Source organism: Collinsella aerofaciens, assembly GCF_019131995.1.
Lineage (GTDB): Bacteria > Actinomycetota > Coriobacteriia > Coriobacteriales > Coriobacteriaceae > Collinsella > Collinsella aerofaciens_S.
Genome location: NZ_JAHONA010000003.1, coordinates 64423 through 81247 on the forward strand (window position 1 = coordinate 64423; position 16825 = coordinate 81247).

A 16825-nucleotide genomic window follows, 5' to 3' on the forward strand; every position below is an offset into this window, starting at 1 on the left:
GGCCTTTGTCCCTTCTAGTACTCGACAACACCCATATAGCGACGGAAATCGGGGTCGTGATCAAACACCTTGCCGCGTGCAGCACGCAGCTCGCAGTTCATGGCGTAGAACAGCACCGGGTCCAGATAGGCGCGGACGCTCGCCGGCACGGCTTCCATACCGTACTCCTTGGCATCGAGCACCATCAGCGTATCGGTATGCGTCTTAAGAAACGCCAGGGCGCGCTCGTCCATAGCACGGCACTCGCTGGAGCCCATCTGCAGGAAGTAAAAAACGCCATCCTGAGTAGCCTCGAAGGGGCCGTGGAAGTACTCGGCGGAGTGGATGTAGCTGCAGTGCTGCCACTGCATCTCCATAAGAGAGCAGATAGCGAAACCGTAGGTCTGGCTAAAGTTGGGACCGCTGCCCAGAATATAGAAGAACTCGTGCTCCTGGCAAAGCTTGGCAAAGCGATCGCCCAGCTCGGCATTTACCTTCTCGCGTGCCGGGGGAAGAATCTTATCCATCTCGGCGATACCGGCATACATATCGGCAAGATCGGCGTAGCCCTCCTGCTGATCGAGCAGCTCTGCCGCAAGCGACAGCGAAATACCAGCGGGAACCTCGGCCTGCGGCACGCCCTCGCCCCATGGGTAGACCCACGTGGTCCACTTGCCGGAGTCGATCTTGGATCCAGCGTTGTCGGTCTGGGCGATCACCGTAGCACCGGCAGCAAGGGCAATCTCGCAGCCCTCGACGACCTCCGGGGTGTTGCCGCTGTGGCTGCAAGCGATGACCAGGGACTTCTCGCCCAGACGACGCGGACGCATGATATCGAACTCGCGAGCCGTATAGATATACGAAGTGAAGGTGGTTGCCTCGCGCTGCAGAAGCTCATGAGCCGGGATCAAATCGATCATGGAGCCACCGCAAGCAATCCAGTAGACGCTGTCGAACTTGCCCTTCTCGGCAATTGCCTCTTTGATCAGATCGTGTGCGTTCATATCCAGTTCCTTTCTTATTTGGCCCGCAATCAATGACGTTGGTTGCGTGGCCGATGGTTGTTTTAGTCAATCAGATATTTCTCGAATGCGGCCATGTTCTTGGCATCTGCCGCCGCCGGGTCATCGTAGTAACGACCGTCCGTGATTTCCTGGCCCAGCATGCCGTCGAAACCATGGGCGTTGAGCGTGGCGACGAAGGCGTCCATATCGTGCTTGCCATCGCCCCACACCAGATGGCCATACGGGTCACCGTCGATAAAGTGCATCTCGTGAATTGCCCCATCACCAAAGGCGGCAAACCAGTCCTCGAGCGTCTCGCCTGCAACGCCCATCGCGGTTGTATCAACCATGGGCTGTAAGTACGGGCTCGCGACCTCGTCAATCATGCGCTTCGCATCGGAAACCGTCGTCACAAGGTTGCTCTCCTCGGGACGCAGGCTTTCCATCGTAAGCACCAGACCGTGCTCGCCGGCATACTCCGCCAGAATGGACAAGTGCTCGCGGCTGCGCTTCCAGGCTTCCTCGCGGTCCTCGTCCCAGTCGCCCCAGCCCGAGTTGATGGACATGCGGTCGCACCCAAGTACCTCGGCAAGCTCAATGCCGTGCTTAAAGTACGCCAAGCTGCGCTGTTCATGCAGCGGTTTGCGTGCGCAGTACTGCCAAGGATAGACAACATTCTCGGGACACAGAGTACGATACCTAAGCCCACGGTCTGCAGCCTTTTTCGCCAGGACCTCAGCTTCAAAGTAGCCCGTGTGGTCGAGCGTCACATGCGGCTCCGCACACCACAGCTCAATGGACTCAAAGCCCAAACGCTGCTGCACATCAAGGAAGTAATCGAGCGACCACATGATGTAGTGGATATTCATGCCCGCAATCTGTTCGCGGTGCAGCGTCGGTTTGGATTCAGACATCTTATGCCTCCTTATTTCGATCGAACACGATTTGTCCGTCCGACATCGTCATATCAACCGCAAGATCGCGTGCGTCGCGATAATCGAGGTCGAACACATCCCGATCGAGCACGCAGATATCGGCAAGCTTGCCAACCTCAAGCGTACCCAGCTCGTCTTCGCGCATCAGGTCGTACGCGCCCCCGGCAGTCCAAGCGCGCAAGAGCTCGACAAGCGTCAGCGCGTTGACCTCATTCACGGGCAGTCCGTCGTCGAAGTATCCGCCGCACGCACTGTAGATTGACTCGCCCAAACTCGGAATCAACAGCGGTAAATCCGTGCCACAGCACACTGTGCATCCGGAATCTTCCATGCCGCGGCGATTCCAGCTGTGCAAAAGTCGCGTCTCACCAATTTGTCGACGCATCATCGACAGGCAATCCTCGCGCCGGTCCAGCGTTAGAATCTGCGGATAGACCTCGCAAATTCCACCTAACTTGCCAAACTCGACAAGATCGGTCGGGTCAGAGTTCTCGAGATCGGTAATCGCATGGCGGCGAAGCATCCGTCCATGCTCGTCTCGAGGCAGCGAGGCATAGAGCGCCACGGTGCGACGAACGGCGCCATCGCCCTGGCAATGCAAGGAATATCGGAAGCCGTCAGCATCAATTGCACGCAGCTCGTTCTCAATCAGATCCCACTCTGGCTCCTCGACGACCGTCTTGCCGGCAGCGCCCGCATCGGCCGTGTCCTCATAGGGTTCAATCATCTCGGCAAGCCCCGCCCATACGCCGCGATCGGTCATACGGTTGAAGCCAGAAAAACGAACGAACGGTCCCCGGAAGCGCTCTCGCGCCTCGCGGGCATATGCCAGATTTGCACCGGCACCCACCGGCTGCGACATCATAGAGACGCGAACCGTCAGCTCACCAGATTCCTCACGGCGAGCCATTTCGTCGGCAAAGCCGTAATAGTCATCAAACGCCATCTCCTTGATGGCGGTGACGCCGCGCTCGTTAAGCATGTTCATGTAGTCCGAATACCCGGCACGCACCTCGGGCAGCGCGAGGAAATCGCTCATCATGCGCCAGATCTTCTCGGCATAGCACGCCTGGGGCGTAAAGCCGTATCGCGCACTAGCGGCAGCATTGAGAACGCAGGTCTCCGCACCCGATGTAAAGCAGACAACGGGGATATCGCCAAAACAATCGTCAAACACAGCTGCCGTATTTGCGTTCTCGGCATCCGATGCCAACGTTTCGGGTAGGTTGTGGCCAAAAGCCGCCGCGCAATCCGGATGACCTTCTTTCCATGCACGCAAGAGCGACACGGCCTCTTTGGCATCGGCGATGCCGGACAGATCAGACCCCAACGTCCGCAGCGCCCAGCCTGTATAGAAGGTATGCACATCGATCAGGCCAGGCATGACGGTACGGTCGCCCAGGTCAACTACCTCGTCCGCCTGGGTCAAATACGAAGCCGCCTCACACTTGGTGCCAACAGCCTCAATTCGATTGCCACGGACCGCTACGAAACCTTCAAACGGCAGGTCCCCCGTACCGGTAAAGACGCTCTTAGACGTCAGGACCGTCAAACGATCAGACATCACAACCACCTACGCCGGAAGCATGCCGGAAATGGCAGTAATGACCAAGCCAAACACGACCATGAAGATGAAGAACTTCCAAATGGTCTTCCACCATTGGCCAAACGAAATCTTAGCCACGGCAAGGCCGGCGACCGTCATACCCGCCACGGGGCTGATGGTGTTGATGGTCTGGTTGGCAAACTGGAGCGCGGTGACGGCCGCCTCGGGATTGAGGCCCATGAGCTCGGTCAGGGGGCCCATAACGGGCATGGTGAGCGCCGCCAGGCCAGAACTCGAGGGAACCAGCAAAGAGAGCAGGCCAAGGACGACATACATAAACGTGGTGTAGACGGCGGCAGGTGCACCGGCGAGCGCGGTAGCAAGCGCCTGGAGGATGGTGTCGATGATCATGCCGCCCTCGGCGATGACCAGAATACCGCGAGCGATACCGATAACGACGGCAGCGTACGCAAAGTCGGCGAGACCCTTAACGAACTCCTCTGCGATCGTCTGCTGGTCAAGGCCGCCCAGGATACCGGCAAGCAAGCCCATGCCAAGGAACACGGCGGAAATCTGATTCATGTACCAGCCCTGGGTAACAAGACCCCAGACGATAATGCCCATACCGCAAGCAAAATCGATAAGCACGAGCTTCTGACGGATAGTGAACTCTTCCTCGATGGAGGCATCGGTCACGGAAAACTCAATACGCTTGAGCTTATCGTCCTCGTACACAATGGACGACTCGGGGTTTTTCTTGACGCGCATGGCGTAGCGCATGGCCCATGCGATACCGACGGCAGTGAAGATGACCCAAGAAACGGCGCGCAGCCACAGTTGCGGATTACCCTCGATGCCAATGATGCCTTGGGCGATCAAAACATTAAACGGGTCGATGGTCGAAGCACAATATCCCAGGTTAGGACCAAGGAAGCAGATGATGAATGCCGTCATCGAGTCATAACCGATACCCATCATGATGGGAATGAAGATGGCATAGAACGGCAGGGCTTCCTCAGACATGCCAAACGTAGTGCCGCAAATGGACAGCAATGTCATCGTGATGGGAATGATGAGGATGTCCTTGTTCTTGAGCTTTTTAATCACACGGCTCATGCCGGCATTCAAAGCGTTGGTCTTGGTGATGATCGCGAACGATCCGCCAATCAATAAGACGAACGCAACGACGTCGGCAGCCTCTTGGATACCCTTGGTGGGCGCTTGCAGAACCGCGAAGATATCCTGGCCCAGATTGATGGTCTCGCCGGTCTCGGAATCGGTGTAGTTCTTATCGACCTGTTCATAGGTTCCAGCAACGGCGACTTCACGCTCGCCCGCCGCTGTCGAAATTGTCTTGCGCTGATACTGACCAGAGGGAACGATCCAAGTCAGGACCGCAAAGACAACGATCAGCAAGAACATGATCGTATAGACATGCGGTAATTTGAACTTAAAACGTCTGTTTGTCTTCTTCGCCTTCGTATCTGACATAGATACCTCCAAAGAACTCGAGACTGCATCGCATCTCGCTTCAACGTTTGCACAATGCAAACGTTCTATGACGTCCCATAGATTACCAGCAGCTTTTCCCTTCATCAAGATAATTTCAAACTGATTGCCGCAACGCGGTTGAACGGTCGCGTTTGCGCCATGAACGGTATGGAAACGCCCGGTGAGATGATCCACCGGGCGTTTCCATTCGCAATGTCCTAGATGTCAAAAACGTAGCGAGACCCAACGATCCGCTGACGACCGATGATAAACGGCCGCCGCTGCTCATCGAAAAAGAAGGCTTCCATATAAAACAAGGGTTCGCCAACGGGAACTGCCAACAGTCGAGCGACCTCGGGCGACGCGCACGCGATCTCGAGCGTGCACGGGTCGGTAAACGCGGGCGTGCGGCCCGTCCGGTTGCGCACGAACTCAAAAATGGATTGGTTAGATAGAAGTGCCGTTGATAGATAGGCGTTGTCCTCGTAAACATATATGTTGTTCTCGAGCATGACAGGGACGCCATCGGCAGTGCGCACGCGCTCAACGCAAATCAAGTCAGTTCCAACGGGAACACCAAAGAACTGCGCTTCGGTGGAATCCGCCGGCAGTATCTTTCTCGAAATGACACACGCCCCCGGTTCCATTCCGTTAACGCGGCATGCGTCCGAAAAACTCTGGACGTCATCCTTCTGGCGAATCTTGCGCTTGAGCTTGGGGGCATTGACAAACGTGCCTTTCCCCTGTCGCTTCGTTAGATAGCCCTGCTGGACGAGCTCCTCAATAGCGCGTCGCACGGTAACGCGGCCAACTTTATAGCTCTCAGCCAATTCGAATTCGTTGGGTATCCGCGCGCCTGCCTTGTAGGCGCCGGAGTTGATTTCGTTTTTAATGATATCAATGACCTGTTGGTACAGCGGTATCGCTGCTTTACCGTCAGTTGGCCCTTCAGTCGGTGGCATATACCCTCTCCCAGCACAATTAATTCTAAAACGGGCTTAAGGGCATTCAACAAGCCCTTAAGCCCGCATTAGCTTAAAGTATGCTAGGTGTCGCACCAAAATGTTGGCTATTTACTCATCAGACCCGAAAAACGCGCAACTACCGCGCTCCTAAGAAAGCGTGAGCAGCTCCGGCAGCTGGTCGATAATCTTGTCCGCGGCATCCTGGCTAAAGCCAAAGCGTTCCTCGCGCTTGGCAATGACTGTCAGGCCGGCTCGCTTGCCAGCGGTGATGCCAGGCACCGAATCCTCGACGCAGCAGCAGCGATTCGCGGGCAGCCCCAGCAGGTCCAGCGCATGCAGGTAGATGTCGGGCTCGGGCTTGCTCTCCTTAAACTGCTCGCCGCTCACCACATACTCAAAGGCATCCGACAGCCCGCATGCGTTGAGCACTTCCTCGATGCTATCCATGGGAGACGAGCTGGCAAGCGCCACGCGAACGCCACGGCGCGGCAGCTCTCGAATCGTATCCACGGCGCCTGGGTTAATCAAAGCCTGATAGTCGCGCGGACGCTTATGCGCCCACTCGTTCCAACGGGCCAACGCTTCCTCGCCAGTGAAATGCCCCTTACCGGCGCGCTCAAACCAATCGACCAGCATATGCAGGAAGAACTGGTGCGAAGTACCGACCTGCCCATTCAACTCCTCTTGAGTCAGGTTAAGCCCAAGCTCCTTGGCAAACGCGGCAGTCTCGCCCAGGTAGTAATACTCGGTATCGACAATCACGCCGTCCATGTCAAAGATAACGGCGTCGAACGGAAATGCGGACACGGCACCCTCCCTAACAAAAGGGCGCCCGCAAGCGGACGCCCGAGCCATGCACTATCGGCGATTCTAACCCAGCAGCTTATCCAGCGCCACCGCAATGCCGTCTTCGTTATTATTGGCGGTCACCATCTGGGCTACAGCCTTGACCTCATCGACGGCGTTGCCCATGGCAACACCGGTGCCGGCCCACTCAATCATGGACTTGTCGTTCTGGCCGTCGCCAAACGAGACGACCTCGCTGGCATCGATGCCGAGCTTGGGCAGGGCACCCTCGAGCGCGCGGGCCTTGTCGATACCAGGCGCCGTGTACTCAAAGTACCAGTCGGCCGTAAACATGCCCGAAAGCGTCTGGGTAAAGGGCGCATACATCTCCTCGTAATGCGCCTGCAGGTAGGCCGGATCGCCTGCCGTCAGCAGCTTGTCTACGGGATAAGTGTCCACGACCTCATGCAAGCTCTCGACCTCGCGGATCTTAAGGTCGCAGGCATCGCGCTCGTATTTGACGATATTCTTCTGCGAGCCGTCCGGCAGTGTAATCATGCAGCGATACGAGTCCTCTACATGCAGGTCGCGCCCGAGCGAGATCATGGGGATCACATCATAGTTTTGCAGGTGATCAATCAGACGGTGCAGTTCGTCAGCTGGCATGGCCTGGTCAAAAAGGACCTCATCGGTCTGAGCGTCGACAACATGCGCGCCATTGAAAGCGACTAGCAGACCGTCATGGTTTTGGAGGTCGAGCTCCTGTGCCAGAGCATGTAGCCCCCATGCGGGACGACCCGAAGCCAAGATGAGCTTAATGCCCGACTCCTGCGCCGCGAGCAGCTTTTCGCGCGTACGCGGGCTGATCACCTTCTGATCGTTGGTGAGCGTACCATCGATATCCATTGCGATGGCTTTAATTGCCATATGTGCCTCCTTGCATCGTTTTTATCGCGCACTATCTTATCCGAGCCGGGGCACGTTCGCACGGCGCGCGTATGACGGTTGCAAAACCACCCCATTTGAAACAAAGACAAAAAAGTACTTGCAAAGACGCGTTCCGACATATAAGTTGATAAAAGACCGCCGTTGCGGTTTTAAGTAGATCGAGCATATGAAGTTTCAGTTTTTAGCGTGTAAGAGAAAGAAGATCGGCAAAGTACAGCCCCAAACGCAATGACAACTTAATGAGGTAACTGCCACATGTGAGGCACCCGGGGCATTGCTGTCTCGATTTTGAGCACGATGCCTTCCGCCTTGCATGGGCCGTTCCATCCCGCCCCTGCAGCAACTGCCTCACGGGCTCATTGAAAACCGCATAGCACCCCAACGTCAGCACATCACCCACGGCAAGCACATCACTCACGACAACCAACACATCAACAAACAGCACGAACATCAACCGATTGGAGAAGCTATGACAAACCACCACGCTGAAGACGGCGATAAGAAAAGCATTCTGGATGCCCGCATTGAGCGAGCATATGCAAACGAATATGACGCCGCCTTTGCCGCCGCGACCATCAAGAACTACGCGTCGCTACCGCTCGCGACGATCTTGGCCGACCACCCTCAACTGCTGAAGCGCTGCACAAAGATCATGGGCGACCCCGACATTCGCAAGCTGACAGACCCCTATGCCCCAAAACGCGACAACGATTCGTACGTTCTTACCGTAGGCTGCCTAGCCCATATGCTTACGGCGCTTGACACGAAACTCAAGCTCGAATGGGAACCCGACGAGCGTCATGAACTCGAAAGCAAGCGGAACACCCTGCGCACCGCACTGTTCCTTCCGTTGGACGGCCTCAAGCGCTGCAACGTCGAGCTCAATACACAGGCGCGGCAAAAGCCCGGGACCACGGGGCAGAAAACTCCAAGACCCCATGCGGCCATCGTCGACCGCAACCGATATAACCGCATGACCGCGCATTTTTCTGCCGAGGGAACAGCCATAAGGACGCTAATCGACCTGCTGTGCCTCCTGAGCATCAACGAGCTATTTGAGGGCTATCTCGCCCTTGTTCCCGCGACGGCACCCAAGTCGGTAGCAAAGATCATCGAGACCTGCAGACGCCAGTTTGAGCGCCATCGCAATGGCAGCGAGATGAACGCCAGCATCGCGCAGTACTACGCGGCTCATTACAAAAATGACGGATGTGCCCCTGTCGAGCATCAGCTGCGGCTCGCCTACACCACGCCCGCCGCAACGCTCTATCGCTTTGGAGCCCTTGGCGCTTGCGAGCCGCACGAACAGGCAGTCTGCCCCACAACCGAGCTCGATCTCAGGCTCGGACGAACCCTGTAGCCCGCCAGCCCCTCCGCGGGCAACAATCCTATTCCACAACACAACCAACAGAAAGGAGTCCTCATGGACACCAATCATTCCCCCATCATCAGCCCCCTCACCATGCGTGAATCCGCCCGAGGCATCACGCTCACCAGCATTTACGATGAGATGCTCGCCCGTCGCGAGCTCTCCGTCATGGGAAACATCGAAACCCCGATGGCCCACGACCTATGCCAGCAGATCCGCCTGCTCGATGCCACCGACCCCAGCCGCCCCATCACCATATTTGTCGCCAGCGCCGGCGGAAGCGTGCGATCGGGCCTTGCGATCTATGACGCCATGCGCCTCGCATCGTGCCCCATCCGCACCGTCTGTCTGGAATTCGCCGCGTCCATGGGCGCCGTGATCTTTATGGGCGGCGACGATCGCCGTATGGCGCCCCATGCAGAGCTCATGATTCACGACCCGCTGATCCCCCAGGGGGCAGGCGGCTCGGCACTTGCGCTGCAAGAAACCAGCCGGCGTCTCATGCAGACCCGCAAGACCCTCACGCAAATCCTCTCGGACCGCAGCGGCCTCACGCCCAAGCGCATCCAGTCCCTCACTGCAAAAGACACCTACCTTTCGGCCGAGCGCGCCGTCGAGCTCGGCTTTGCCCACGAAATCCTCTCGACCACCAAGGAGGTCGCCCATGTCTAACCTCGCCAGCCGCCTCGCCGCATCTAAGTCCGCATCGTCCACCATCCTCGCCAAGGATCGAACGCTTTCCTGCGACACCCGCCAAACGGGACTCAACAACAACGCACTTGTGATCGGCCCCTCGGGAGCCGGCAAGACCCGAAACGTCCTCAAGCCCAACCTGCTGCAAATGAACGCAAGCTACATCGTGCTCGACACCAAAGGCACGCTCTGTCGCGAAGTGGGACCCGTGCTGGCAGCCCACGGTTACCGCGTGCAATGTCTCAACTTCGCCGACCTCAACACCGTCCCGGCCCTTGCGCCCGGCATCGAGCGCTGCGGCTACAACCCCCTGAGGCACATTCGCCGCAAGGCGGACGGCAGGCCCAACCAGCAGGACATCCTCTCGGTGGCAAAGGCCATCTGCCCCATCGAGGACAACAACCAGCCTTTTTGGGATCATGCGGCGGCAAACCTGCTGTCGTGTCTTATCGCCTACGTCACCGAACAGCTACCCGCCGACGAGCAGACGATCAGCTCGGTCATCAAGCTGATCGAGCACCTGCAGGACGGTGCCACGGGTCGATTGTTTGACGACCTGATCACGACCGACCCCCAAAGCTATGCCCTCTCGCTATGGCGGCGCTACGCCATTACGCAAAATGCCGAGCGCATGCACGCGAGCATCGTCGGCATCCTTGCCGAAAAGGTCATGTGTCTGGGATTCGACGGTGCGGCACAGCTCTATCGTGAGTGCCATCAGGTGGACTTCGCTTCCATGGGACACACCCCCTGCGCCCTGTTTGTAACCGTGAGCGATATTGACCGCAATCTCGATCCGCTGACCGGCCTCTTTATTTCGCAGGCGTTTATGGGCCTCATTCGTGAGGCCGATAGGCAGCCCGACGGCAGCCTGCCCGTGCCCGTGCGCTTTATGCTCGATGACTTCGCAAATCTGCAGATCCCCCAGATCGACAACGTGCTCTCGATTATCCGAAGCCGCAACATCTGGGCAACGCTGCTGCTGCAGTCGACCAACCAGCTCGATGCGCTCTATGGCGAGGCACGCGCACGCTCCATCATGGGCAACTGCGACACGCATCTGGTGCTGGCGTTCCAGGATCCCGAGAGTGCCCGGGTGTTTTCCGACCGCGCCGACGCGCTGCCCAGCACGCTCATGGCGACGCCGATTGATCGCTCGTGGCTCTTTGTACGCGGTCGCACTCCCGAACAGGTCGAGCGCTTTAGGCTCGAAGACCATCCGCTCTACGGGGAGCTGCCCGAGGCGCAGCGAGGCCATGCGGAGGCCGAGATCTAGGCGCAGGGTTCTCGCAGCGCGCAGCGCCCCGGCGATGTTCCACAAAGGCCGTGCGCCCCGGGACCACGGCAAAGCAAAGGGGCCCGCATCCAATAGGATACGGGCCCCTGACTATAAGGCGCGATGCGTTAACAGCAGCGGCTACTTACGGTGAGCGCGATAGAACTCGATAAGCGCCTGGGTCGAAGCGTCCTGCTCGGCCTTGGCGGCGTCGTCGTGGAAGGCCGGGGTAATCTGCTTGGCAAGCTGCTTGCCCAGCTCAACGCCCCACTGGTCATAGGAGTCGATGCCCCAGACCGTGCCCTCGACAAACGTGATGTGCTCGTACAGTGCGATGAGCTCGCCGAGTGCGAACGGGGTCAGCGTGTCGCCAAAGATCGAAGTCGTCGGACGGTTACCCTCAAAGCAGCGGGCCGGGACGATCTGCTCGGGCGTGCCCTCGGCACGAACCTCGTCGGCCGTCTTACCAAAGGCGAGCGCCTTGGTCTGGGCCAGGAAGTTGCCCAGGAACAGCTCGTGGACATCCTGGCCGCTGTCGGTCGCAGGGTTGGCAGTGTTGGCGAAAGCGATAAAGTCGGCCGGGACCACCACAGTGCCCTGGTGCAGCAGCTGATAGAAGGCATGCTGGCCGTTGGTGCCGGGCTCGCCCCAGAAGATCTCACCGGTATCGGAGGTCACAGCGCTGCCGTCCCAGCGGACGTGCTTGCCGTTGGACTCCATGGTGAGCTGCTGCAGGTAGGCCGGGAAGCGGTGCAGATACTGGCAGTACGGAAGCACGGCGTGGCTCTTGGAACCGAAGAAGTTGACGTACCAGACATTGAGCAGGCCCATCAGCGCGACGGCGTTGTTCTCGAGCGGGGTGTTGCAGAAGTACTCGTCGATGGCGTGGAAGCCTTCGAGGAACTGCTGGAAGCGCTCGGGGCCGAGCACGACGATCAGCGACAGGCCCACGGCGGAGTCAACGGAATAGCGGCCACCGACCCAGTTCCAGAAACCGAAGGCGTTGGCGGGGTCGATACCGAAGGCCTCGACCTTCTCGAGTGCGGTGGAGACGGCGACGAAGTGCTTTGCCACGGCCTCGGCGTTCTGCTCATCGGAGCCGTCGATGGCGCCCTGAGCCTTGAGCTGCTCGAGCATCCAGGTCTTGACCTCGCGAGCGTTGGTGAGGGTCTCGAGCGTGGTGAAGGTCTTGGAGACGATGATCACGAGCGTAGTCTCGGGATCCAGGCCCTTGAGCTTCTCGGCCTGGTCGTTGGGGTCGATGTTGGAGATGTAGCGGCAGTCGATACCGGCGTCGGCATAGGGACGCAGGGCCTCGTAGGCCATGACCGGGCCCAGATCGGAGCCGCCGATGCCGATGGACACCAGATGCTCGATCTTCTTGCCGGTAACGCCCTTCCACTCACCGGAGCGCACGCGCTCGGCGAAGGCATACATGCGGTCGAGGACCTCGTGCACGTCGGCGACGACATCCTGGCCGTCAACGATGAGCTGGCCCTTCTCGCTTGCCGGACGGCGAAGCGCGGTGTGCAGAACAGCGCGGTCCTCGGTGGTGTTGATGTGCTCGCCGGAGAACATGGCGTCGCGGCGCTCCTCGAGCTTCACCTCGCGGGCAAGATCGCACAGCAGCTTGACGGTCTCATCGGTCACCAGGTTCTTGGACAGGTCAAAGTGCAGGTCACCAGCGTCAAAGCTCAGCTTGTTCACACGCTCGGGATCGGCAGCGAACCAGGCCTTGAGGTCGATGCCCTCGGCCTCGAGCTTCTCCTGATGGGCCTCGAGCGCCTTCCAAGCGGCGGTCGACGTAGCGTCGATAGGTGCGGCAACAGTTGCCATAAAGTCCTCCTCAGCATACGGGCGCATACCTCCATGCGCCCGGATAATCAGATGCCCCTATTCTAGCGCAGGTCAAGACTACAATCAGCGAGCGTTGCCAATCCGCCCCCAAACGGCGACCCGCCAAAAAGGGACAGGTTTATTTTGGCAGGTCAAACGCTTTACCTACCAAAATTAACCTGTCCCTTCCTGGCAGGTACTAGGCCGCGGCGCAGACGCTACCGAGCAACTCTCGCAGAGGAGACCCAATGCCCTCAAGCAGTTCGGGAGCGATAATGGCAAAAACGGGAACCTCGCCGGCTCCCACGACGGCAGGCACTTTGCCCTCCGAGACAATACATCCATAAGGGACAAAACCGTCTTCGCCGGCATCGAGCACCGCCATTCGACGCGCGAGTTCGCGCGCAAAGCCGGCAGTATCGGCATCGCCAATCGCCAGGACAAAGTCCACGCCTTCGTCGGTCACCAGGGCCACGGCTTCGTCGATCAGCTCGTCTCCCCCGTCGCTCTCAACCGAGTCGCAGCGAAAAAGCACGCGTTCGAGCAGGGCGCGATCAAGCGAGCCGAGTGCCGCCGAGACAAGCTCATCGCGCGTATGCTTGTCGCCGCCCAGCACGACCAGCGCCTTGGTGCCACCGTAGTGAGCGACCAATCGCCCGCACCAGCGAGCCACGTCTCCATCCGCAACAAGGCGCGTCGGCATACCAAACCCATAGTTGACCATTGTCCCCACAACCCTTCCGTGCTTTATGGTGGTATCGATCGTTAGGCTCATGCTACGAAGCGAGCTTTTCCGAGCTGTTTCGCGCTCTTTAGGGCTGCGTTAAAATCAGATTCGATCCGACATGGCGTCCAGTTGCGACAATTAGGCGGTCAAAATCCAAGGGCCAAGACGCACGAACAGGATGAGCCAGACAAAAGACAGGCAAAACCCGCCCAGCACATCCGAAACGTAGTGCACGCCCAGATAGACACGGCTGACACCCACCGCAAGGATGACGCACGCAAGTGCAACCTCGATGGCGGCGCCGAACGGAAGGCCACACACGCCACACCGCACCAACCATATGCCATAGCCATAAAACGCCATGGCCGCCATCGAGTGGCCCGAGGGGAAGCTCAGCCCCGGTGCCTCGACAAGCCGAAATCCCTGTGGACGAGGTCGACGCACAAGTACCTTTAACAGCTGGTCGATTGCGCTGATAGCACCGACATTGAAGGCGGCCCAGACAACATGGGCCCAATTGGGCGCCCACAGCATCGCCGCGGCTAGCACACCGACGACAAACGGCAGCGACGCCAAACTCGAGGCGGCTTTCATCGCGGCCGTCAACACCGGCGACCGAAGCCTCTCGACAAGCAGCAAGTATCCCACCTCATCGATTCTTATAGCCCGTCCTTTGAGGACCTTGATCAGCAGGTAAACAAAGATCGCAAGGCACAGCACGAACAGTATCAAAAGTGCAAGATCACCCATACCTATGGTCATCCATACCCCCTCAGCGTATTTAACACATTAAGGCTACCGACCCACCGTAAGCACTCGGTAAACCGACCAAAAAAACCTGTCCCTTTTTGGTAGGTTTTGACGGTGTCCGGTCGAGCGGGTATTATCGAACAGATATTCGATAAGAACATGTGTTTGATGAAAGGACACGGATGGCGCACGAGCAGCACACCTATATCTGCATCGACCTCAAGACGTTTTATGCCAGCGTCGAGTGCGTCGACCGTGGGCTCGATCCGCTCACCACCAACCTGGTCGTTGCCGACGAATCGCGCGGGCGCACGACCATCTGCCTCGCCATCACACAGGCTATGAAGGACTTAGGGATTCACAACCGCTGCCGCCTATTTGAGATTCCCGATGGCATCGACTACATCACGGCCGTACCGCGCATGCAGCATTACATGGAGGTGTCGGCGAAAATCTACGGTATCTATCTGGAATACGTCAGCCCCCAGGACGTGCACGTCTACTCCATCGACGAATGCTTTATCGACGTGACGCCCTATCTGGACCTCTACCATACCGACGCTGAAGGCTTCGCCTGCATGCTGCGCGACGAGGTCCTGGCACGCACCGGCATCACGGCAACGGTTGGCATCGGCCCCAACCTATTCCAAGCCAAGGTGGCACTCGACATTACCGCCAAGCACGTACCCAGCCGCATCGGCATACTCGACGACGAGACCTTTCGCAAGGAGATCTGGCCCCATCGCCCCATCACCGACATCTGGGGCATCGGCCCCGGCGTGGCGGCCCGTCTCGAGAAATACGGCGTCTACGATCTGATGGGCGTCGCGGCGCTCGACGAAAACCTGCTTTACGACGAGCTCGGCGTCAATGCCGAGTATCTCATCGACCACGCCTTCGGGCGCGAGCCGACAACCATCGCCGATATTCAGGCCTATCGCCCACAGGCAACCTCAACAACCACGGGGCAAGTGCTATCGAAAGGCTATGCCTATGAGCAGGCCTACACCGTCTTGCGCGAGATGGTCGACAACGCCGTGTTGGACTTAGTCGATAAGCACGTGGTCTGCGACAGCATCTCGCTCTTCGTAGGTTATGCGAGCGAACGAGCCGACATACGCCGCCTCGACGCCAGCGGCACGGCGCAATATGTAGACGGATGCGGGCATTTGCGTTCGAGCACGTCGAGCATAGAACCCGCCGCAACCGCCGGCCCCGAGCTCGCACCCCGTGCGCCCAAGCCCGTCCAACGCGATGACGAACGGCACCGCCTGGTGCGCGAAGCACAGGCAATCGACGGCATCTTTGTGGGAGAGCACGGCGGCAAACCGCGTGGTGGCTACGCCGCACTCTTTGCACACTCTAACGCCTCGCGAAAGCTGCCCGAGCGCACCAATTCGTTTAAGAAGATTATGGGCTATTTCGATGAGCTCTGGGCGCAGACCGTCGATCCCAAACGCCCGGTCAAACGCATCAACCTGGGATTTGGCAACCTCATGCCCGAGGAATTTGCCACTATCGACCTGTTTAGCGATGTTAAGGCGGATGAGCGCGAGCGCGACCTGGCGCGCGCCGTCCTGGCCGTGAAGGGCAAGTACGGCAAGAACGCCCTGGTCAAGGGATTAAGCTTTACCGCCGGCGCCACCGCACGCGAACGCAACGATCAGGTAGGAGGACATCGTGCCTAAGTCCCAACAACAGCCGATGCGGCCACCGACGCCTTTTGAACGCCTAGCGGACCCCGAGGGAAGACGTCGCTCCGCCGACCCCAAGCTCACCGCCAACGGTGCTGTGCGCGCCAACCGCGCCGCACAGTTTATGCCCTTTGCCGCCCTCACGGGATACTACGAGCTCGTGCGCAAACAAGAGATCACTGTTGAGCCCAAATGCGAACTCACGGAAGAAAAAGCCCTCGAGCTTTCGAAAAAGCTCGAGGGCATCAAACGCGGCGACCTGGTGCGCGTCACCTATTACGATACGTACGGCTATCGTAGCCGCACGGGCATCCTTGACGAGGTGCTCCCTGCCTTCAAGCTCCTCAAGCTCAAAGATATCGCCATCGACTTCGACGACATCCAGGACATCGAGCTACGCGGACGAGCCTAGACAAGGACGCGCATCCAAGGCAAGGCCTACAGCGTCATGACGTAGTAACCCGCATCTCTCACGGCAGCCTCAAGGACACCGCGATCGATCGGCCGCTTGGAGCGCACGCGCGCTGTGTGGTCCGCATACGTCACCGTTGCCCACACGCCATCCAGCGCATTGAGGGCATTGGCTACGTTCTGAGCGCAGCCGTCACAGCTCATGCCGCCGATGAGTAGCTCATCGCTATAGGGATAGTGCGATGCATCGGTATCCACCACAACAACCTTTTTGGCCTTCTTACCGCTCGCGCCATCGCTGCAGCAGCTCTTTCCGTGTGTCGAAGCGACAATGCGACGCAGTCCAAAAAACATGCCGACGGCAATGACGGCCAACACGATGAGATTCGCAGGGTTGAGCAAGTCGCTCATGCGT

General features: G+C 58.6%; 16 protein-coding genes. 5 read left to right on the top strand and 11 right to left on the bottom strand.

What is annotated here, in order from left to right; translation table 11 throughout:
- Positions 1 to 14: 14 nt before the first annotated feature.
- The 7 genes from KSY82_RS01555 to KSY82_RS01585 all read right to left on the bottom strand — a co-directional run bounded on the left by KSY82_RS01555 (position 15) and on the right by KSY82_RS01585 (position 7633).
- Positions 15 to 983 (bottom strand): SIS domain-containing protein, encoded by a 969-nt coding sequence (locus KSY82_RS01555; RefSeq protein WP_022094440.1) that lies wholly within the window; start codon positions 981 to 983, stop codon positions 15 to 17.
- A 62-nt stretch (positions 984 to 1045) separates the two neighbouring features.
- On the bottom strand, positions 1046 to 1897 hold the full coding sequence (locus KSY82_RS01560; protein WP_195503316.1) for a sugar phosphate isomerase/epimerase family protein: 852 nt from the start codon (positions 1895 to 1897) through the stop codon (positions 1046 to 1048).
- A 1-nt stretch (position 1898) separates the two neighbouring features.
- Positions 1899 to 3482, bottom strand: a complete 1584-nt coding sequence (locus KSY82_RS01565) for an amidohydrolase (protein WP_217749970.1) — start codon at positions 3480 to 3482, stop codon at positions 1899 to 1901.
- A 9-nt stretch (positions 3483 to 3491) separates the two neighbouring features.
- Positions 3492 to 4955 carry a YfcC family protein gene (locus KSY82_RS01570; protein ID WP_117745873.1) on the bottom strand — a complete coding sequence of 488 codons (1464 nt, stop codon included), beginning with the start codon at positions 4953 to 4955 and terminating at the stop codon, positions 3492 to 3494.
- A 218-nt stretch (positions 4956 to 5173) separates the two neighbouring features.
- A complete protein-coding gene (locus KSY82_RS01575; RefSeq protein WP_217749971.1) occupies positions 5174 to 5917 on the bottom strand; it encodes a GntR family transcriptional regulator in 744 nt (247 codons plus the stop codon).
- A 150-nt stretch (positions 5918 to 6067) separates the two neighbouring features.
- Positions 6068 to 6727, bottom strand: a complete 660-nt coding sequence (locus KSY82_RS01580; protein WP_324252562.1) for an HAD family hydrolase — start codon at positions 6725 to 6727, stop codon at positions 6068 to 6070.
- Positions 6728 to 6790: 63 nt separating this feature from the next.
- Positions 6791 to 7633 (bottom strand): Cof-type HAD-IIB family hydrolase, encoded by an 843-nt coding sequence (locus tag KSY82_RS01585; protein ID WP_195544145.1) that lies wholly within the window; start codon positions 7631 to 7633, stop codon positions 6791 to 6793.
- 490 nt (positions 7634 to 8123) lie between these two features.
- Here KSY82_RS01585 and KSY82_RS01590 point away from each other — a divergent pair, with 490 nt between their 5' ends.
- From KSY82_RS01590 to KSY82_RS01600, 3 genes are all read left to right on the top strand, one after another.
- Positions 8124 to 9014 carry a hypothetical protein gene (locus tag KSY82_RS01590; RefSeq protein WP_217749972.1) on the top strand — a complete coding sequence of 297 codons (891 nt, stop codon included), beginning with the start codon at positions 8124 to 8126 and terminating at the stop codon, positions 9012 to 9014.
- A gap of 63 nt (positions 9015 to 9077) precedes the next feature.
- Positions 9078 to 9695, top strand: a complete 618-nt coding sequence (locus tag KSY82_RS01595; RefSeq protein WP_022094432.1) for an ATP-dependent Clp protease proteolytic subunit — start codon at positions 9078 to 9080, stop codon at positions 9693 to 9695.
- Complete coding sequence (locus tag KSY82_RS01600; protein ID WP_148332751.1) at positions 9688 to 10992, top strand: VirD4-like conjugal transfer protein, CD1115 family; 1305 nt, start codon at positions 9688 to 9690, stop codon at positions 10990 to 10992. The genes KSY82_RS01595 and KSY82_RS01600 overlap by 8 nt, the downstream gene beginning before the upstream one ends.
- 141 nt (positions 10993 to 11133) lie before the next feature.
- Here the strand turns inward: KSY82_RS01600 and pgi are convergent, their stop codons facing one another.
- From pgi to KSY82_RS01615, 3 genes are all read right to left on the bottom strand, one after another.
- A complete protein-coding gene (pgi, locus tag KSY82_RS01605) occupies positions 11134 to 12828 on the bottom strand; it encodes a glucose-6-phosphate isomerase (protein ID WP_217749973.1) in 1695 nt (564 codons plus the stop codon).
- A gap of 199 nt (positions 12829 to 13027) precedes the next feature.
- Positions 13028 to 13552, bottom strand: coding sequence for an iron-containing alcohol dehydrogenase (locus KSY82_RS01610; RefSeq protein WP_217749974.1), 525 nt, complete (start codon positions 13550 to 13552; stop codon positions 13028 to 13030).
- A 141-nt stretch (positions 13553 to 13693) separates the two neighbouring features.
- The gene (locus tag KSY82_RS01615; RefSeq protein WP_195521232.1) at positions 13694 to 14305 is read right to left on the bottom strand and encodes a phosphatase PAP2 family protein; all 612 of its coding nucleotides are present in this window, start codon (positions 14303 to 14305) and stop codon (positions 13694 to 13696) included.
- A 182-nt stretch (positions 14306 to 14487) separates the two neighbouring features.
- On the opposite strand from KSY82_RS01615, the gene KSY82_RS01620 reads away from it, so the two are divergent.
- Together KSY82_RS01620 and KSY82_RS01625 are read left to right on the top strand one after the other, a co-directional pair.
- Positions 14488 to 15993, top strand: a complete 1506-nt coding sequence (locus KSY82_RS01620; protein ID WP_217749975.1) for a Y-family DNA polymerase — start codon at positions 14488 to 14490, stop codon at positions 15991 to 15993.
- Positions 15986 to 16411, top strand: coding sequence for a hypothetical protein (locus KSY82_RS01625; protein ID WP_368042017.1), 426 nt, complete (start codon positions 15986 to 15988; stop codon positions 16409 to 16411). The genes KSY82_RS01620 and KSY82_RS01625 overlap by 8 nt, the downstream gene beginning before the upstream one ends.
- Positions 16412 to 16437: 26 nt before the next feature.
- On the opposite strand, the gene KSY82_RS01630 is transcribed toward KSY82_RS01625, so the two are convergent.
- Positions 16438 to 16821, bottom strand: coding sequence for a heavy-metal-associated domain-containing protein (locus tag KSY82_RS01630; RefSeq protein ID WP_195192515.1), 384 nt, complete (start codon positions 16819 to 16821; stop codon positions 16438 to 16440).
- Positions 16822 to 16825 lie beyond the last annotated feature (4 nt).